Source organism: Aurantimonas sp. A2-1-M11 (assembly GCF_036549475.1).
GTDB lineage: Bacteria > Pseudomonadota > Alphaproteobacteria > Rhizobiales > Rhizobiaceae > Aurantimonas.
The window spans coordinates 87092-105850 of record NZ_JAZHLI010000005.1 but is presented as its reverse complement, the minus strand read 5'-3'; the positions used below and the strand labels follow the sequence as shown (position 1 = coordinate 105850).

Annotated in this window: 17 protein-coding genes and 1 pseudogene; 8 read left to right on the top strand and 10 right to left on the bottom strand. The window is 64.8% G+C overall.

Features of this window, described 5'->3' with window-relative positions:
• The first annotated feature begins 91 nt into the window (after window positions 1-91).
• Entirely contained in the window at window positions 92-2029 is a 1938-nt protein-coding gene (locus VQ042_RS03835) for a putative bifunctional diguanylate cyclase/phosphodiesterase (protein ID WP_331815754.1), read from the top strand.
• A 243-nt stretch (window positions 2030-2272) separates the two neighbouring features.
• Window positions 2273-2989, top strand: coding sequence for an N-acyl amino acid synthase FeeM domain-containing protein (locus VQ042_RS03830; protein WP_331815752.1), 717 nt, complete (start codon window positions 2273-2275; stop codon window positions 2987-2989).
• Between the two features lie 37 nt (window positions 2990-3026).
• Here the strand turns inward: VQ042_RS03830 and pqqE are convergent, their stop codons facing one another.
• The 4 genes and pseudogenes from pqqE to pqqA all read right to left on the bottom strand — a co-directional run bounded on the left by pqqE (window position 3027) and on the right by pqqA (window position 6245).
• On the bottom strand, window positions 3027-4169 hold the full coding sequence (gene pqqE, locus VQ042_RS03825) for a pyrroloquinoline quinone biosynthesis protein PqqE (RefSeq protein ID WP_331815750.1): 1143 nt from the start codon (window positions 4167-4169) through the stop codon (window positions 3027-3029).
• Window positions 4166-5214, bottom strand: a pseudogene (pqqC, locus tag VQ042_RS03815) (pyrroloquinoline-quinone synthase PqqC). Before pqqC ends, pqqE begins: the two are co-directional and overlap by 4 nt.
• A complete protein-coding gene (gene pqqB, locus VQ042_RS03810; RefSeq protein WP_331815857.1) occupies window positions 5211-6125 on the bottom strand; it encodes a pyrroloquinoline quinone biosynthesis protein PqqB in 915 nt (304 codons plus the stop codon). The pseudogene pqqC and the gene pqqB overlap by 4 nt, the downstream one beginning before the upstream one ends.
• Window positions 6126-6167: 42 nt before the next feature.
• Window positions 6168-6245, bottom strand: a complete 78-nt coding sequence (gene pqqA, locus VQ042_RS25920) for a pyrroloquinoline quinone precursor peptide PqqA (RefSeq protein ID WP_007067894.1) — start codon at window positions 6243-6245, stop codon at window positions 6168-6170.
• A 192-nt stretch (window positions 6246-6437) separates the two neighbouring features.
• Here pqqA and meaB point away from each other — a divergent pair, with 192 nt between their 5' ends.
• Window positions 6438-7442, top strand: coding sequence for a methylmalonyl Co-A mutase-associated GTPase MeaB (meaB, locus tag VQ042_RS03805; protein WP_331815744.1), 1005 nt, complete (start codon window positions 6438-6440; stop codon window positions 7440-7442).
• Window positions 7443-7545: 103 nt separating this feature from the next.
• On the top strand, window positions 7546-8373 hold the full coding sequence (locus VQ042_RS03800) for an NYN domain-containing protein (RefSeq protein ID WP_331815742.1): 828 nt from the start codon (window positions 7546-7548) through the stop codon (window positions 8371-8373).
• 18 nt (window positions 8374-8391) lie between these two features.
• On the opposite strand, the gene VQ042_RS03795 is transcribed toward VQ042_RS03800, so the two are convergent.
• Window positions 8392-9393, bottom strand: coding sequence for an asparaginase (locus tag VQ042_RS03795; protein ID WP_331815740.1), 1002 nt, complete (start codon window positions 9391-9393; stop codon window positions 8392-8394).
• An 85-nt stretch (window positions 9394-9478) separates the two neighbouring features.
• On the opposite strand from VQ042_RS03795, the gene VQ042_RS03790 reads away from it, so the two are divergent.
• Complete coding sequence (locus VQ042_RS03790; RefSeq protein WP_331815738.1) at window positions 9479-10225, top strand: DUF3750 domain-containing protein; 747 nt, start codon at window positions 9479-9481, stop codon at window positions 10223-10225.
• Window positions 10226-10365: 140 nt separating this feature from the next.
• Window positions 10366-11790: a methyl-accepting chemotaxis protein gene (locus VQ042_RS03785; protein ID WP_331815736.1), complete on the top strand. Its 1425-nt coding sequence runs from the start codon at window positions 10366-10368 to the stop codon at window positions 11788-11790.
• Window positions 11791-11908: 118 nt separating this feature from the next.
• On the opposite strand, the gene VQ042_RS03780 is transcribed toward VQ042_RS03785, so the two are convergent.
• Both VQ042_RS03780 and pcaD read right to left on the bottom strand, forming a co-directional pair.
• Window positions 11909-12979 carry a 3-carboxy-cis,cis-muconate cycloisomerase gene (locus VQ042_RS03780; RefSeq protein ID WP_331815734.1) on the bottom strand — a complete coding sequence of 357 codons (1071 nt, stop codon included), beginning with the start codon at window positions 12977-12979 and terminating at the stop codon, window positions 11909-11911.
• A complete protein-coding gene (pcaD, locus tag VQ042_RS03775) occupies window positions 12976-13782 on the bottom strand; it encodes a 3-oxoadipate enol-lactonase (RefSeq protein ID WP_331815732.1) in 807 nt (268 codons plus the stop codon). Before pcaD ends, VQ042_RS03780 begins: the two co-directional genes overlap by 4 nt.
• A 169-nt stretch (window positions 13783-13951) precedes the next feature.
• On the opposite strand from pcaD, the gene VQ042_RS03770 reads away from it, so the two are divergent.
• Window positions 13952-14902 carry a carbohydrate kinase family protein gene (locus VQ042_RS03770; RefSeq protein WP_331815730.1) on the top strand — a complete coding sequence of 317 codons (951 nt, stop codon included), beginning with the start codon at window positions 13952-13954 and terminating at the stop codon, window positions 14900-14902.
• A gap of 95 nt (window positions 14903-14997) precedes the next feature.
• Here the strand turns inward: VQ042_RS03770 and VQ042_RS03765 are convergent, their stop codons facing one another.
• Window positions 14998-15786, bottom strand: a complete 789-nt coding sequence (locus VQ042_RS03765) for an outer membrane protein (protein ID WP_331815728.1) — start codon at window positions 15784-15786, stop codon at window positions 14998-15000.
• Window positions 15787-16596: 810 nt separating this feature from the next.
• Here VQ042_RS03765 and VQ042_RS03760 point away from each other — a divergent pair.
• Complete coding sequence (locus VQ042_RS03760; RefSeq protein WP_331815726.1) at window positions 16597-17040, top strand: c-type cytochrome; 444 nt, start codon at window positions 16597-16599, stop codon at window positions 17038-17040.
• Between the two features lie 69 nt (window positions 17041-17109).
• On the opposite strand, the gene VQ042_RS03755 is transcribed toward VQ042_RS03760, so the two are convergent.
• Together VQ042_RS03755 and VQ042_RS03750 are read right to left on the bottom strand one after the other, a co-directional pair.
• Complete coding sequence (locus VQ042_RS03755; RefSeq protein WP_331815724.1) at window positions 17110-17520, bottom strand: thioredoxin family protein; 411 nt, start codon at window positions 17518-17520, stop codon at window positions 17110-17112.
• A gap of 127 nt (window positions 17521-17647) precedes the next feature.
• Window positions 17648-18559: a class I fructose-bisphosphate aldolase gene (locus VQ042_RS03750; protein WP_331815722.1), complete on the bottom strand. Its 912-nt coding sequence runs from the start codon at window positions 18557-18559 to the stop codon at window positions 17648-17650.
• Window positions 18560-18759: the final 200 nt, after the last annotated feature.

Sequence of the window (18759 nt, the reverse complement as noted above, 5' to 3'; positions counted from 1 at the left end):
TGCATCCGCGATCTCGCATCGCGTAGAGGTGGCTAAATGATCCTTTAACAAGTTTCGATCAAGTTTCGCTGATGAAAGCGAGGCCGACGGAATGCTGCTGACCAAGGAATTGCAGCTTGGCGGATGGGAAGCGAGTGAGCGGGTCGAGATCGTCCGCTCGCTGCATGGCGATATGCTGTCCTTCGCCTACGCCTCCGTGGCGGTCGCCGTCGGCGCGTCGATGACGGCCATCCAGACCGGGCAGAACGCCCTTTGGCTCGTGGTCGGGATTACCGCGCTCATCTCCGCCATCAGGCTCGCCACTATGTTGATGGTGGGGCGACACTCGCACGATCCGGACTTCGATGCCGTTTTCTGGGAACGGCTGTATCTCGTTCTCGGCACGGTCCACGTCGCCAGCGTCGGGGCGTGGACCACCATCGTCTTCCTCGTGGGCGGCGGCGCATTCGCCCAGGTGGTCTCATTCGCGACAGCCATTGGCTACCTGATCGGCATCCAGGCGCGCAATTTCCCCTCCCCCCGGATCGCCCGCGTGCAGACCGCTGCCGCGGCCGTGCCCATGGTCGCAGGACTGCTGATTCAGGGCACCGCCTGGTATGTCGGCTATGCCTTCATCCTGCTGGTGTTTTTTGCCGGCATCCTCCGGACCAACGGGCGCATCTGCGACACCTTCCTCGGTGCCCTCAGGGCCGCCCGGATGAACGAGGAACTGGCGCATTTCGACACGCTGACCCATTTGCCCAACCGGGCCTATACCAACCGCCGGCTCGACGAACTGACCCGCGACACCTACGAACCCTTCGCGCTCCATTTCGTCGATCTCGACCGCTTCAAGCGTATCAATGACACGCTCGGCCACAAGGCCGGCGACGTCATCCTGATCGAGACCGCACAACGGTTCCGCGAAGTGGTGGGAAGTTCCGGCTTTATCTCACGCTTTGCCGGCGACGAGTTCCTGATCCTGCAATACGGTGCCGATGCCGAAGCTGCCACCGACCTCGCCGACCGGCTGATCGAGGCGATGCGCGAGCCCTTCATCGTGCAGGGCGCGCCGGCGTCCACCGGCTGCAGCGTCGGCTTCGCGCTGTTCCCGTTGCATGGCGAAGACGCCGAGCTGCTGACCCGGCAGGCTGATACCGCTCTCTATCAGGCCAAGAGCGCCGGCCGCAGCACCGCCCGCATGTTCGCGCCCGACATGCTGGACCGGGAGACCAATCGTTTGCGCATCGAGACCGGCCTGCGGCTGGCACTCGAGGAAAACCAGCTTCGCCTGTTCTTCCAGCCGCTGGTCGAGCCGAACACCTTGCGGATATCCACCTGCGAGGCGCTGATCCGCTGGATGGCACCGGACGGCCGCATGATTTCGCCCGGGGAGTTCCTGCCAGTGGCTGAAGAGACCGGGCTGATGGGCATGGTCACCGACTGGACGTTGTATGAGGCGATGCGGATCGCCGGCCGCTGGCCGGCATCGGTGTCCGTCGCGGTTAACCTTTCCCCCAGCCAGTTGCTTCGGCCCGACATGGTGGATGTCATCGTCGCCGCGCTTCGTGCGACGAATTTTGATCCCAGGCGGCTTGAGATCGAGATCACGGAGAACCTCCTCCTGGGTGAACACCAGCCGGTGCTCGCCAAGCTGGAGGCCCTGCGTGACATGGGCATCTCGATCGCCCTCGACGATTTCGGAACCGGCTTCTCCAATTTCAGCTACATCGCCCGCCTGCCGATTGGGAAGGTGAAGATCGACCGGTCATTTCTGACCGGGATCATTACCGACAAACGCCGCCAATCCCTACTGCGCGGTTTCGTGCACCTCGTCGCATCCTTGGACCTGAAGATCGTGGTGGAAGGGGTCGAGACGATCGAGCTCCTGGAATTCGTCTCCTCCGACCCGCAGGTGACGCAGGTGCAGGGCTTCGTCTTTGGCCGGCCATTGCCCGAGACCGCCATCGGCACGCTTCTCTGGGCAAGCAGTTCCACCGCCCGTGAAGCCGCCGAGAACCGTCCCCGCATTGCCGTCTCCGCACACTGATCCTCACCGGTACCTTCGCGTCCCCCGGCATGATTTCGCGAACGATTACAAGCCGCCTTCTAAAGGGGTTAACCGAAATTAACTACAATTTCAGTTGCAGCTTTAAATATATTTAAAATTTGATAAATCTTCCTTCGCAAGTTGAACGATATCGTCGTCAATTCAGCGGGGACTGACGAGACCATGGTACGAAAAAACAATAGATCCGACAAAATTTCCAGTCGCTCTCAGATTTCAAGCATCATGGAGATCGTCCGTTATTTCCAGGCAACCAGCGATTACGACAGGGAGAAGATTTACCGGCTGCGATACGACGCGTATCTTGCCGAGGGGGCGATCGGAGAAATCAAGTCCCGGATGTTCAAGGATCGGCACGACACCGACGTGAACGCCTTTCTCCTTGGGATCGAGATCGAAGATCGGCTGGTCGCATCGATCCGGCTGCATATCACGACGCCGGAGTGCCGAGTTGGCCCCGCCATGGACGTCTTCAACGAGGAACTCTCGCCGCTGCTCGACAGGGGTGAAAGCTTCGTCGATCCGACCCGCTTCGTCATCGACGACAGTGTGCGGCGCATGACCACGCTCCTGCCGTTTGCCGGCCTCCGGCTCGGCTCGATGCTGGCCGACCATTTCGACGCCACGTACATGCTGGCGACGGTGCGACCGGAACACGTGCCCTTCTACGATCGGATCTGCCTGCTGCACCCACGCACGCCGGCCAGGCACTATCCTGGGCTGAAGAAGCCGATCGCGCTTTGCTACAACGCCATGGAAACGCTGCGCCGGGAACTGCACCCGAAATTTCCGGTGTTTCAGTCGACGCCCGGCGAACGCGCCGAACTCTATGGACCTTCGACAAGCCTTGTCGGCCGCACGCGCTGGACCGGCCTTGCCAACGACAACGCCGCCCCGCGCTTTCTCTGGCGCCCGAAGCCGGCAGAATCCGCGGAAGCTTGAAGTAGGAACGCTTGCGGCTTGTCCGACACGACCTCGGTCAACCGACGCGGAAACCGCGATAGACGGCCGCGCCGGGCTCGACCACCGCCGAGGATTCGGCCGTTGCGATCTCGCCGAGCCGCTGGTGCATGTCCGACTTGATGCAGGCGGGGTCGGTATTGGCCGCGTCGCCGGTCAGGGCGAGTGCCTGGCAGCGGCAACCGCCGAAATCGATGTGCCGGCGATCGCAGGAGCGGCATGGTTCATTCATCCAGGACGTGCCGCGATACGCCTCGAAGGCCGGCGACGTTGTCCAGATGTCGGCGATCGAATGGTCGCGTACCGACCAGAATTCCAGATGCTGGATCGTCTCGGCCGCGTGGCAGGGCAGCGCCCGTCCGGCCGGGGTCACGCTCAGGGTGCGGGCGCCCCAGCCACCGTTACAAAGCTTGGGATACTTGGCGTAATAGTCCGGGAAGACCGCGTCGATGACCAGCTTGCCCTTCAACCGTTCGCGGGCCTCCTCGACCTCGGCGATCGTCCGGTCCACGTCGTCGCGCGCCGGCATGAGCTGCGCCCGGTTTTTCAGCGCCCAGCCGTAATATTGCGTATGGGCGATCTCCAGGCGTTTGGCGCCGAAATCGACCGCCTTCTGGATCATCTGCGGCACCTGGTGGATGTTCATCCGGTGGATGACCGCGTTCAGCGTCAGCGGGAAGCCGCGCTCGACGACGGCGCGGGCAAAGGCTTCCTTCTTCTCGAACCCGCCCCGATAGCCGCCGACCAGTTCGGTGATCTGCGCATCCGCGCCCTGCAACGAGAGCTGGATGTGGTCGCACCCTGCATCGAAAAGCGCATCGAGCTTGTCATCGCTGACGCCGACGCCGGAGGTGATGAGGTTGGTGTAGAGGCCGACATCGCTGGCGTGACGGGTCAATTCGACAATGTCCCTGCGCGCCGTCGGCTCGCCGCCCGACAGATGGACATGGATGACGCCGAGATCGGCAGCTTCGCTGAACACCCGCTTCCAGGTCTCGGTGTCGAGTTCGCTGGAGCGTCCGTCGAGCTGCAGCGGGTTGGAGCAGTAGGTGCAACGCAGCGGGCAGCGATGGGTGAGTTCGGCCAGCAGCCCGAGCGGCGGCGCCGGTGTCGGATGCGCGACCGGCTCGCTGGCCGGCCGGGGAAAGACGGCTTCGTTCATAACGTCACCATTTGCTTGTCGCGCAGATCGCCGAGGAAGCTCGCGACATCCGGGCGGATCGTCGCCTCGTCGGCCGCAAAGACCTCCGCAAGAGAGCGCACGATCGTGCCGAAGTCGGACTTGCCGTCGACGCGCTTCAGGATCTCGGTGGCCACGCCGTCGGCATTGAAGATCCGCTCGGGACCGACCAGGATGAAGTTGCCGCGGACCTTGTCCTCGCGAAACTTGACGCCGTGAGGCAGCTTCGGAATCGTGTCGTCGGCAATTTCGGTCATGTTACGGTGGCTTCTTTCGTTGCTTCGCCCGGCTGCCATGCGTCCGGCGGTGTCAGGCCCGGCGCGACATAGGCGAAATACAGGGCATCGAGCTGCGCCCACAGAACGTGGCACTTGAAACGCAGCGCGTTCAGCACCGCCTGCTGCTCCTCCGGGTAGCGCGCATTCGTCAGACAATACTCCAGCGCAAAGTCGGAATCACGCTTCGCCTGCACCGGCCGCTTGTCGAAATATGCCAGCGTATCCTTCGAGATGAAGTCGTAATGCTCCAGCATGCCGCGCACGCGGGTGCCAATGACGCTCGGCGAGAACAGCTCTGTCAGCGATGAGGCGATCGCCTCGAGCAGGGTCCTATCCTGAACGAAATGCACGTAGGCATCGACCGCAAACCGCGTGCCCGGAAGAATGCCGGCGCCCGATTCCACATAGGCCCGGTCGAGACCCACGCCGTCGGTCAGCGCTATCCACTTCTCGATGCCACCACGCTGGGCCGGCTGACCGTCGGATGCTTCCTGCCCGTCATGGTCGATGATGCGCTGGCGCCATTCGCCCCGCAATTCCGTCGTCTGCAGTCGCGCCAGGATATGCGAATCCTTCACCGGGATCTGCGACTGGTAGTAATAGCGGTTGAGCGCCCAGGCCTGCACCTGCTCGCGGCTCAACTCGCCGTTCTGCAGCTTCTGCTGGAACGGATGCAGATGATGGTAGCGCTCCGCGCCAATCTGGCGCAGCGCCGCCTCGAACGCCTCACGATCCATCATCGCCGTCATGGTGCGATCTCCATGCCATCCATTGCCACCTGCCAGCCGGCCGCCTCGACCGCATGCCGCTGATCGGACCCCTCGATCAGGATCGGATTGGTGTTGTTGATATGGATATAGGTACGATTGGCGATTCCCAGATCCGAAAAGGCGTTCAGGCTGCCACCCTCGCCCGAGATCGGTATGTGGCCCATTCGTCGGCCCGTCTTAGGGCCTACGCCGGCTTGCGCCATCTCGTCGTCCTCGAAGACGGTGCCGTCGAAGAGCAGCGCATCGGCACCCTTGATCCGCTGGCACAGCGGCTCTGTCACAGCCGCGCAGCCGGGAATGTAATAGGCGGTCTGGCCGTGCGCCGTCAGACGGACTCCGACAGTCATCTCGCCTTCTTCTCCGACATCGACATCGCCCTTCTCCAGATAGAGCGGCACCTTCCCGGGAACCGAGAAGATCTCGGCTTCAAGGCCTGGCACCGGCTCGAACACCTGCCCGATTGATACCGGACGGTGTTCGACGCAGCTCGGATCGAGGACCGAGAAGATCGGGTTCTGCTGAATAACATCAAGCACGCCCGCAGTTCCGTAGAGTGGAAAGGCCTGCTTCTCGCGCAATGTCAGGAGGCCGGCCACATGGTCGACGTCGCCATTGGTCACCAGAACCGCGCCGATCGGACTTGCACGACGCGCCGCACCGGACGCTCCGGCCATCGGGGAAATTGGCGGAGATCGCATGATCTGCTCGCGCAGATCGGGAGAGGCGTTCAGGAGAAGCCAGTTCTCCCCATCCGCCGTCGCGGCGATGGAGGATTGCGACCGGGCCTGGACCCGCTTGTCGCCGGACCAGTAAAGGCGGCAGACGTCACACAGGCAGTTCCACTGGGGATAGCCGCCACCGGCAGCCGAACCCAATACAAAAAGCCGCAGGCGGGTCTGAGCCCGCCCGCGGCTATCACGTGCAGTCGACAATTAGAATTCGATCGGCATGTAGCCGTTGATTTCCATCGCGACGCAGACTTCCGTGATAACGGGCTTGTTCCAGGCCATTGTCATTCTCCCAAAGTGCCGCGACCGGCAGGATGCCAGCCGCCGTACCCACCAACGGGAAGCTAGCAAAAGCGTTTCATCATCGAAAGGCATGATTGGTCACAAAGACTTTTCGGGCTCTTATCGGGAATGTTTCCCATCCGGCCGTGCGGCGGTCGACAGGGGCGCGCGCGCCCACTATTGCAGGCTCCCATGGCCGATCTCACCGACCCTGACACGCTGGCGACGTCCCTTTTGGGTGGCTCGCGCGCGGCCCTCTCCAAGGCGATCACCCTTGTCGAATCGACGCGGGCAGACCATCGGGCGATGGCGGCTGCGGTACTGGACCGCCTGGCGCCCCGGACCGGTGGTGCGATCCGAATAGGCCTCAGCGGCGTCCCCGGCGTGGGCAAGTCGACCCTGCTCGACGCCTTCGGCTCGATGATGACGGCAAAGGGGCACAAGGTCGCTGTGCTCGCGGTCGACCCGTCATCGGTGCGCAGCGGCGGCTCTATCCTGGGCGACAAGACGCGCATGGCGCGGCTCAGCGTCGACCGCAATGCCTATGTCCGCCCCTCCCCCTCCTCCGGTACGCTGGGCGGCGTCGCCGCACAGACCCGCGAGACGATGCTTCTGTGCGAAGCGGCCGGCTTCGACGTGGTGATCGTCGAGACCATGGGCGTCGGCCAGGCGGAGGTTGCGGTGGCGGACATGGTCGACCTTGTTCTCCTCCTGATGATCCCCGGAGGCGGCGACGAACTTCAGGGCATCAAGAAGGGCATACTCGAGGTCGCCGACATCATCGCCATGAACAAGGCCGATGGTGCCAATGTCGAGGCTGCAAAGGCCGCCGCTTCCGAAATCCGGTCGGCAATGAATATCCTCGCGCCGCGCTCGGCTGCCTGGCGTGTGCCGGTCGTCACGGTCTCGGGCGCGACGGGTGGAGGGCTCGACGCACTCTGGGGGGAGATCGACCGCTTTCGTGAGGTTCACCGTGAGAACGGCGCCTGGGACGAACGCCGGGCAGAGCAGCGCGTGCGCTGGCTGTGGTCGAGCCTCGACGCCGCGATCCGACGCCGCGTCCTGTCCGGTGCCGACTGGCCGACCGAGATCGCCGCCGGCGAGGCGGCCGTGCGCTCTGGCGGGCGCGCGCCGTCCGCTGTGGCCGAGGACATACTCGACCATCTGGGCCTGCGCCGCGGTGAAGCCGAGCCGTGAGACCGCCGGAGCCACTCCCAATTTTGACCGCCGGACGGCCGCCGTCGCCTTTGCGCCGCCGTCCGACGCCTTAGATCGCCTCTTGAGAGAGCAAGGAAATCGCATGTCCAATACCCGACCCGATCGCACCGCGCGGCTCGCCGTCCTGATCGATGCTGACAACGCCTCTTCGCGCATTGCCGACGGCCTGTTCGAGGAGATCGCCAAGATTGGCGAGGCGAGCGTGCGCCGTATCTACGGCGACTTCTCCAGTTCGCGGTCGAAAGGCTGGGCCGACGTCCTGTCGCGTCACGCCATCATCCCTCAGCAGCAATTCGCCTACACGACGGGCAAGAACGCGTCCGATATCACGCTGGTCATCGACGCGATGGATCTCCTGCACAGCGGTCGCTTCGATGGCTTCTGCCTGGTCTCCTCCGACAGCGACTTCACCCGCCTGGCCGCCCGCATCCGCGAGCAGGGCGTCGACGTGTACGGCTTCGGCGAACAGAAGACCCCGGAAAGCTTCCGGCAGGCCTGTCGCCGCTTCATCTACACCGAGAACCTTCTGCCGCAGCGGATCACTGCCGAAAAGGAAGACGGCAAGCCCACCAGTGCACCGCTGGCCAAGCCGCAGGAAGCCGCCGACCTTCTGAAGCGGGTCATCGAGCAGATGGACACCGAGGACGGCTGGGTGAATCTCGGAAGCTTCGGCAAGCAGCTCCTCAACCTGTCCTCGGATTTCGATCCCCGCACCTACGGTTTCAAGAAGCTGTCGGATCTTGTGCGCTCGACAGACCTGTTCGAGGTCGACGACCCGGAAGGCGGGAGTGTCGACATCCGGCTCAAGCCTGTTGCGAAACCGGCTCCCCGTCGTCGGGCCACGGCCTCGCGCGCATCGGGCGGCGGCGCCGAGCGGACGAGATCCGGCCCGAAAAGCGACTGGACCTGACCGGCCGGGCCGCCTCGCCTACCTGATCGCGGCCCGGACGGCGCCGACCTCGGTCTTTTCCCAATTGCGCAGCGTCTTGTTTGCCAGCGCATCGAAGCGGGCGGCCAGATCGGGATCGTGGCTGCGCAGCGCCACGGCGATGACCGCGGCCGCCAGCGTCTCGCTCGCCCGCGTCGTGCCGTCGTCGATCTTCAGGGCAAAGCCGAGGCCAAGCCCGGGCAACGCGCCGCAGAACACGCCCTCGGCCCCGGTCTTGGCGAAGACCTGGCCGGGGGCCGCCTGCATCAGCGCTTCGCAGGCCCTGCCGGTGCCTGACATCTCCCAGGGATGCGCCATGCAGGCTGCGATGAGGCGGCGGCCCGCTGCCGCTCGCTCCGGCGCAACACCCTCGCCGCTCGCCAGTTTGCCAAATCCGTGCGCAAAGCTCTTCAGCGGCGCGGCGAATGTCGGGATCGCGCAGCCATCGGTGCCGCAGACGTCGGAATTCAGGTCGAAGCCGGTCAGATCCTCGATCACTGCCTTGGCCCGCTGCTGGACCGGGTGGCCCAGCCCGACATAGCCGCGCGTCTCCTCGCCCATATGCACCGCCGTGCAGAGAAATCCCGCATGCTTGCCAGAACAATTGTTATGCAGTGCCGTGGGCGTCTCGCCGCGGCGTGCGAGATCGCGTGCCACCGGCGCATCGAACGGCCAGTGGCAACCGCATTCGAGAACCGTTGCATCCAGCCCGGCCTTGGCCAGCATCTCCGCGGCAAGACGCACATGCCCGTCCTCCCCGGAATGAGATGCGCAGGCGAGCGCAAGTTCCGGATCGCTCAAGCCGTACGCATCGGCCGCCCCCGTCTCGATCAGCGGAATGCCCTGAAACACCTTGATGGCCGAGCGGGGAAAGACCGGCCGCAGGATGTCGCCGCGCGACTCGATCACCTCGCCTGCGCCGTCGACCAGCGCAAAGCCAGCGCGGTGGAAGCTTTCCGTGATGCAGCCACGGGTCACTTCCACGAGAACTGGGTTTGCCATTGCGCACCTCGACCTTAAGCTGCTGTTTCGAAACGCCGCTTCCTTAACAGCCTCACATCCCCCCCGCCACCTGCCTCGCGAGCCGATGCGTCCCTTGAAACTGCTGCTGCTTCTCATTGCCGGGGTCTATCTCTTGCCGGCCGCCTTGTCCGCACTGCTCTGGTGGGCCGGCGAACATCCCGGTTCGTGGCATCAGGCGAACTGGGATTCGGCCAGGATCCTGCCATCGCCAGCCGACAGCCGGCCGGCCGCGCTCTACATCATGGCCGCCCGCACCGGGGGCATGAAGGGCGCGATCTCCCAGCATTCATGGATCGTGGTGAAGGAGGAAGGCGCGGCCAGCTACGAACGCTGGGACAAGGTCGGCTGGGGCATGCCGATCCGGCAGAACCATCGGGCCGCCGACGGGTTCTGGTATTCCAACCTTCCTGTGATCGTCGTGGCCGTGACAGGCCCCGCTGCCGAGCGCGTGATCCCCCAGGTCCGGGAGGCCATCGCCGCCTATCCCTTCGCGGCAACGGGCGGTTATCACATCTTCCCCGGCCCGAACTCCAATACCTTCGTGGCCCATGTCATGCGCGCCGTGCCCGGCATCGCGGCGACGCTGCCGGCCGCCGCGGTCGGCCGGGACTATCCGTCGGAAGGCAGGCTCGTCGCGCTCGATCCGGCGCGGGCCGAGTTGCGACTGTCGCTCTGGGGCTATGCAGGCCTCGTCATCGGCTGGGAGTCTGGTCTGGAAGTCAATTTCCTCGGCCTCGTCGCGGGCCTCGATCCGCGCCGCCTCGGGATCAAGATTCCCGCATTCGGCACCTATACGCTGCTCGGACCCTAACGGCAGCCAAAGACGAGACGCCCCCTGCCAAGCAAAATCGACCCAACTAGGAATGTGGACTTCTTCGTATCAGGCGAGATCAACGTTTCGTTCAGCAGGTTCGGATAGAATTTGCGGATCGTTGCGGGGGGAACGCAAACATGCTGCACATGCTGCGCAAACAGAGAAGCTATCGCGAGCAGTTCGCCGATGCGGTGATCGAGGTTTCGCCCGACGGCTACTACATCCTGCAGGACGGCCTGATCCGCGACTGCAATCCGGCGACGGAAGCCATGCTGCGCGGCCAGCGCGAAGGCATCATCGGACTCAGCCCCAAGGCCATCTCGCCGGAGCTTCAGCCGGACGGCAGCCGAAGCGAGGCCCGCATCCGCGACATCCTCGCCGAGGCGGCGAAGAACGGCTCGACGCGATTCGAATGGACGACCCGGCGCCTCGACGGCACCACTTTCCCCGGCTTCGTCACCATCATGGCGACCCGGATCAACGACAAGCCGGCCTTCGTCACCTTTCTCGTCGACCTCACCGTGATGGTCGAGATGCGGGAGAACCAGGCCAGGGCACAGGCTGCCGAGGCCAAGGCGGCGGAGGAACAGACCCGCGCGATCGACACGCTGGCAACTGCCCTGAACCAGATTGCCGGCGGCGACCTGCGCGCCCGGCTCGCGACGAAGCTGCCGCAGGCCTTCGCCAAGATCGGTACCGACTTCGACAGCGCGGTCGGCGCCCTGGCAGACGCGCTGGCGGAAGTGGCCTCGACGGTGGACAGCGTCGAGCGAGCGACGGACGGGATCGCCCAGTCCTCCGCGGATCTGGCCCACCGCACCGAGCAGCAGGCCGCCTCGCTGGAACAGACCGTCGCTGCGCTCGGCGAGGTGACGGTGGCTGTGAACCAGACCGCCGAAAGCTCCAGTCAGGCGCGAAACGTTGCGACCGCCGCACGCGACAAGGCCGAAAAGGGCGGAGAAGTGGTTTCCCGGGCCGTCGCCGCCATGAGCCGCATCGAGGCGTCCTCCCACCAGATCGGCGAGATCATCGGCGTGATCGACGAGATCGCCTTCCAGACCAACCTCCTGGCGCTGAATGCCGGCGTCGAAGCCGCGCGAGCCGGAGAGGCCGGACGTGGTTTTGCCGTTGTTGCGCAGGAAGTGCGGGGCCTCGCCCAGCGCTCGGCCGATGCAGCGAAGGAGATCAAGCTGCTGATCTCGACCTCGCGCGACGAGGTGAAGAGCGGCGTCGAACTGGTCACCGCCTCCGGTCGGAGCCTCGAGGAGATCGTCCACGAAGTTGCGGCGATGGCCGAGATGATCGGGCGGATCGCGGGTTCCGCCTGCGAACAGGCCACGAGCCTCAAGGAAGTGTCGGGCGCGGCCGCGGAGATGGACAGGGCGACCCAACAGAATGCCGCACTGGTCGAAGAGACGACGGCAGCCGTTCAGGCGCTCGCGGGCGACGCCCGCAATCTTGCCGACGTGGTCGAACGCTTCCGGCTGGACGACGAAGCCGGCGACGATCGCCTTGGCCGGGATGCGATGACGTCGCGCTCGCGGCTGGATCGCGCCGCCTGAGCGGCCGCGCCGCAGGACCGCAGCAAGGTCCTGCGGCGTCCATCTGCTGCGTGGCCGGGTCGAGCAGGTGGTGCAGGCTGGTCCGCTCGCACCCCAGATCCGCTGTTACGACGAAGCCTCACCCGCTCTGGTATGGCTCCGCCAGCGAGAGCCGGCCGAGCAGATCCTGCGCCGTTCGCGTCGCCGCGCCGGCTGCCATCGCCATCTGCGGCAGGATCATCCATTCCAGCGTCCAGGCGGCGCCGGAGCGTTCGTTCTCGTGGACCAGCGACTGATGCAGGCCGGCGATCAGCGTCGCGTTGAAGCGCGCCAGCGTCACCAGCACCTCTGCCCCCACCGGATTCTGCTTGTGCGGCATCGCCGAGGAGCCGCCCCCGCCCACCAGTGACAGCTCGCCGTTCTCCGTCTGCAGGGACAGCGCCAGATCCTGCCCGAACTTGCCCAGGGCACCGGTGATCAGCGACAGCCAATTGCCAAATTCGGCGATGCCGTCGCGGTCCGAATGCAGCGAGCCCGGCGCCGGCCACAGGCCCAGCGCGCCGGCCAGACGGGTCGCCACCGCATCGGCCTTGTTGCCCAGATCGGCCCGATCGCCAACAGGGCCGCCGAATCGCAATGCGAAAGCGCGCGGCGCAATTTCCTCTCGCCGCAGCCGGCATCGCACCAGTGGGTCGGACCAGGCCGACAGCTTGCGCACGAAGCGTGTGGGCCGTGCCGCCTGCATGCGGGTATGGGCCATCACCTCCGCGCTGCCGGCATCGATGCTCCATCGGGCCAGGCCATCGACCAGCGCGTCCAGGCGCCGGTCCAGCACCAGCGATACGCCCATCATCCGCATTGCCATGGACGCGTCGATCACGTCCTGGCTGGTTGAGCCCGTGTGCAGCGCCTTCGCGGCCTCTTCACCAAGCCCCAAACGGATCTGGCGCAGAAGCTCTGGTACCACCACGCCGTCCCGTGCCGTGCCTTCGGCGAGCCCGGCGATATCCGGCGTGAAATCCAGGGTGTGCGCGGCAATCGCCTTTGCGGCGTCAAGGGATATCAGGCCTTCGTCGGCCTGCGCCTGCGCCAGCGCGGATTCGAAGACGAGCATCGCCTCGATGTCGGAGGCAGGCGTGAAATAGGAGGAGAGTTCCTCGTCGCCGAGCAGCCCGGCAAGGATCGGATTGGAGAAGACAGCAGCCGTCATCGGCCGGAATCTGCGCCGAAGACCTGTGCCGCGAAGTCGGCGACGAGTTTCGTCGTGGCCCGCGGCTGCTCGATGCAGGGCAGATGTCCGGCATCTTCGACGATCTCGAAGCGCGCCCCCTTGATGAGGTCCGCGGTCGAGCGCACGAGATCGGGCGGCGTCGAGCCGTCATGGTCTCCGACGACGCAGAGCACCGGCAGATCGAGACGGCGGGTCGGCTCGGTGTAGTCGGCGTCGCGCAACGCGCAGCAGCTGCCGAGGTAACCTGCCAGCGGCGTGCGCAAAAGCATGTTGGAATAGCCGACGAAATCGGGATTTCCCGGCTCCCGGAAGGCCGGCGTGAACCAGCGCTCCAGGATCTGGTCGGAGATCGCCCCGATCCCATCGGCTTCGATCGCCGTGATCCGCTGGTTCCAGAGCTCGTCCGAACCGATCCGATGGGCGGTGTCCATCAAAACCAGGCCCTTCGCGATTTCGGGATGTCTTGCCGCCAGCCCTTGCGCAATCATGCCACCGATCGACAGGCCGACAACCAGCGGATCGACGATGCCCAGATGACCGATGAGGGCCTTCAAATCAGCGACGTGGTCCTCCATGGCGTAGGGTGACGGGGTCGCCTCGGACAGGCCATGGCCGCGCTTGTCGTAGCGCACGATCCTGTAGTCGGCGGCCAGATCGGCCACCATGGCATCCCATATCCGGAAATCCGTGCCGAGCGAATTGGCAAAGACCAGCGTCGGCCCCGCGGCATTCCCCTCGACCTTGTGATGGAGAACGACGCCATTGACCCGTTGAAATGCCATTGCTGCGGTTTCCTTCAAGATTGCGTTGGCTGGCGATCATAGGCGTGCTGGCCGCGGAGAAAAGCCCGTCGCGGCGTCAATCCCCACCGCCGCTTGCCTTCCCCGCATCGCCGAGACCTGCTAGCCGCATTGGTCAGGGAAAACGGATACGAGGCGCGGGAGGCCTGCCATGTTCCTCAGTTGCGGCGATGCGCTGTTCGATCTGTTCGTCGAAACCGGCGACGACGTGGCACAGATCGCACTGGCCGGCCGGGTGGGCGGCTCGCCGCTCAATGTTGCGCTGGGCCTTGCCCGGCTCGGTCACCCCGCTGGCTTCTTCACGAAAGTGTCGCGCGATGTCTTCGGTAGCCGGATCCGCGGTTTCATGGCACGCGAGTCGATCGACCAGCGTTTCCTGATCCCGACCGACCGCAACACTACGCTCGCGATGGTCTCGCTGGGAGCCGATGGCTCCCCGGCCTATGCCTTCTACATCGACGGCACGGCGGATCGCTCGATCGAGCCGTCGGACGTGCCCGACGCGTTCCCCGAAGAACTTGCCGCAATCCACCTCGCCTCCTACTCCACCGTGACCGAGCCGACCGCCTCGGCGCTCATGCGGCTGGTGCGCCAGGAGGCGGAGCGGCGTTTCGTCTCGTACGATCCCAATATCCGCACCGCGATCGAGCCCGACATCGCCATCTGGCGCGACAAGGTGGCCGAACTCGTCCCCTTCGCGGCACTGGTGAAGGCCAGCGAGGAGGATCTGGAGCAGCTCTATCCCGGGCAGGACGTCGAGGCGGTCCTCGCCGACTGGGTCGGCGCCGGCGCCGACATGGCGGTGGTGACTCGCGGCGAAAAGGGCGCGGTGGCCCTGACGGCGGGCGGCGTCACCGCGTCCGTCGACGGACGGCGGATCGCCGTCGCCGACACGGTCGGGGCTGGCGACACCTTCCAGGCGGCCTTGCTGGCGGCATTGAAGGAGCGCGGGCACCTGTCGCGCCCGGCGCTGCGGCAGGCCGAACGCGCCACCGTCGAGTCGCTGCTCGCCTTCGCGGTCGCGGCCGCGGCCATCACCTGCTCGCGCCGGGGTGCCGACCTGCCGCGCCGCGCCGACCTCATCCTGCCGCCTCTCGCCTGACCCACCGACCATCCGCCAACGAAAAGCCCGGCGGATCGCAGGGATCCGCCGGGCTCAGAAGAAAGACCGGACGCGGGGGGCGTCCGGAACCGTTCTTAGTTGAAGCGATACGAGGCCTTGGCCCAGATCGTGTGGAAGTCCAGGTCGTCGTCGTTCGACTCGCTGGTGAAGTTGACGGTGTTGGTACTATTGGTACCCGTGATCGTCTGATCGTTCGAACCGAGGTTCGTGTAGAGGTACTCAACGCCGAACGAGATGTTGCTGGTCGCCATCACGTCAACGCCACCACCGACGGCATAGCCGATGTCGGTGTCGTTCTCGTCCTGCTCGAACGTGTAGCCGTTGAACTCGGTACCCGACGGAGCTGTCGACATGTTGTTGTCGACGCCGGCATAGGCCAGACCGCCCGTACCATAGAGCAGCACGCTGTCCATGGCGTAGCCGAGGCGTGCCCGGACCGTGCCCAGATAGTTGATGTCGCTGTTGGCGCTGAACGTCGATCCATTTGGGGTCGTGTAGCTGCGGTTGGTCTCGGCATCGATGTAGTTGATGTCGGCAACCGCACCCACGACGAAGTCGTTGATCTGGTAGTCGTAACCGATGTGACCACCGCCGATGAAGCCAGCGTCGGAATCGTCGCCATTATCCAGCGTGCCGTTGCCGAAGGTGCCGTCGTTACCCGGATCGAAACCGATCGAGCCGCTGTCGTTGCCGAAGGCGACGCCAGCCTGGCCACCGATATACAGGCCGGTCCAGGTAGCGGTCGTGGCGATGGGCTCGATGGCCATCGGCGCCGGTGCCGGCGGCTCCTGGTAGATGACGTCGGCGGCGAGTGCCGGGGTCACGAAAGCGGTGGTGGCGAGAAGCAGTGCAAGGCGTTTCATAGTCGTACTCCATTATGTCGCTGACGCGACTTGTCTTCGGCCCGACGTTTCCATCGGCCCCGAAAGCCGGACCCGACTGGCGGGTTCGGGAGGGTTATGGTTCGCATCCGTGCTCAGAAAATGGCAGGAATACGTTCTCCTCAGCCGTGTTGCCGATCCGCAACGAGGACCCAGACGACCCGGCGTCGTGAATCCTTTGTAACGATGGATCCTTTATTCCCTCTTAAAAACGATGGTTTACGACAAGAGGTCGTTTAGCTGAGCGCTTAATCATTGCGGCGAAGTTGTGTCGGAAGTTATTCCTACGACGCATCGCAATAACGTGTCCGGCCGGCTGGACCTGGCCAAAACCGCGGGCCGCAGAGGCTTGCGCGGGATGCCTGCCAAACTGCGACGAAGCGGAACGTCCGACACAATGTCGTCACCCTCAATGCAATCCGCGTCGCCTTGCAGCATCGCGGTGAAATCGGCCTTCGCAAGTCTCTCGCTCGATCGCCGTTTCACTCGGCCAACGGCCCGTTCGAAGAATGCAGCCCTATTCTTCCGCGAATTCCGCATGATCGTCGCGCCACGGATGCTCCGGGTGTCGACGTACGCGGCCTCGGAGCCGTGGCCGATCCCAAGCCAAGGCTGGAAGCTCCGCGCAAGCGCCAGGTACCGACGCACGAACGTGTCGCAGCAGCGCATGCACCGTCGATCCCGGCGAGAGATCCGATCACCGCTGCGACCCGAAAACGCGGACATGCCTGATTGCCGTCTCTGGAACCGTTCCATATTGTCCTCTCAGACACATCGTCAGTTGGAGGAAAAATGAACAGGTTGATAGTCACCGCGGGAGCATTGCTCTCCCTGACACTGGCCACCGGGGCATCGGCACAGACCGCCGGAGACCCGGATGCCGGCAAGTCGGTGTTCCGCAAGTGCATGGCCTGCCATGCCGTCGGTGAAGGCGCCAAGAACAAGATCGGTCCGGAGCTCAACGGCATCATCGGCGCAAAGCCGGGCGTCGTCGAGGGATACAACTACTCGCCGGCTTTCGCGGAATGGTCGACTGACAAGGCGGCTTGGAACGCGGAATTGATGACGGCCTGGCTGACTGATCCGCGCGCCGTGGTGAAGGGGACCAAGATGGTGTTCCCGGGGATCAAGAAAGAGAAGGAGATGGTCGACGTTCTCGCCTATCTCGCCTCCTTCGACGAAAGCGGCGCGACCCGCGATCCGGCCGAGGCGCTGGCCGCCGCAGCCGCGCAGTAAGCCGCGCCGGATCCTCGTCAGACAATCATTGCGGCCGCCTCCGGGCGGCCGCTCTGTTTCCGGCCTCCCTCAGGGCCGCGGAGCAGGCAGGGCCGGGTCGGGCATTGCAACTGATGGCTCGCTCCCTGACTCAGGCAATCGGTCGATCAGGGTCTCGATCTCCGGATAGAACCACCTTCGACCGGGATAACCTTCCAGCCGTCCGATCTCGCGGCCGTCGTCTCCCAGCAGGACGAAGGTCGGCGTGAATACTGCCGGTGCCAGTTCTGCGATGCCGCCGCGGCGATCCTCATGGATGTCGACGCGGCGCAGCGGCGCCACCTGGCCGGCCCGGCTATCCGGGTAGCCCGGCGCGATCTCTTCGTCGAAGGCACGGCAGAACGGACAGCCGGCCTGCTCGAACATGAGGAGTTCCGCGGCCTCCGCCCTGCCGCCGAGCGCGATGAACGCCGCTCCGAACCAGAGCGCAGCCGTCGTCACGACAGTCCCGATTGATGGTCGACACGCCCTCATCGCGCCACGGTAGCACGAACGCGTCGGCCGTGGCGCTTTAACCGATCTCCCGAGTGATCCCGGCGGAGCCGTTTCCGGCACCGCCCCGTGGACGCTAGCGATAGATCTCCATGACCTCATTGAGGAGAGCCAGCGCCTCTTCCTTCGGCCGCTGGAAGGAATTGCGTCCGATGATCGAACCGTTGCCGCCGCCTTCCCGAATGGAGCGGACCTCATCGAGAAGCTCGTCGGTGTTCTTTGCGGCACCGCCCGAAAAGACTACGAGCCGCTTGCCCGCAAAGGCCGCCTGCATGATATGCCGCACGCGTGCCGCACCTGTGTCTCCGGCAATGGCGTATTTCTCGTAGGTCGCCTTGGCGGCCTCGAAATCGACGTGCGGGGTCGGCAGCTTCACCTTGATGATCGTGGCCCCCATCAGGGCAGCCATGTGCGCGGCATAAGCGATGATGTCCAGGGCGGTCTCGCCGTCCTTCGTCACCTTCCCGCCGCGCGGATAGGACCACACGACCGTCATCAGACCGCGCGACTTGGCCTCGTGGCTGATCTCGCGCAGTTCCTCGATCATGGCGTAGGAACTGTCCGCACCCGGATAGATGGTGAAGCCGACGCCGACGCAGCCGAGCCGCATGGCGTCCTCGACCTTCGCGGTCACGGCCTGGTCGCTGCCGCCGACCAGCGAATTGCCGCTGTTCAGCTTGAGAATCAGGGGCACCTCGCCGGCAAAGGTGTCGGCCCCCTGCTCCAGGAGGCCGAGCGGCGCGGCATAGCCGGATACGCCTGCGTCGATGGCCAGTTGATAGAGATAGTGCGGGTCGTAACCGACCGGATTCGGCGCGAAGCTGCGTGCCGGGCCATGTTCGAAGCCCTGGTCGACCGGCAGGATCACGACTCGGCCGGTTCCGGCAAGCTTGCCGTGCATCAGCAGGCGGGAGAGGTTGCTCTTCAGGCCGGGCGTCTCGCCCTCGTACCAGGACAGGATCTCTCGGACGGTCTGCGTTCTCAGCATGGCTCTCCCCTTCGACACCGACGGCCCCCGCGGCCTGTCGATTGGTCTTCCCCCTAATGATGACCCTGGCCCGGCGCGTCCAGTGCCCGACGCGGGCTGGCGGCATTAAAATCGGTTGAATAGGGAGCGGCTTCGAATTTGTCCTCTGAAAGCCAACTAAGGAACCGGATCAGTGACTTCGCCGATCGCACATGCAACCA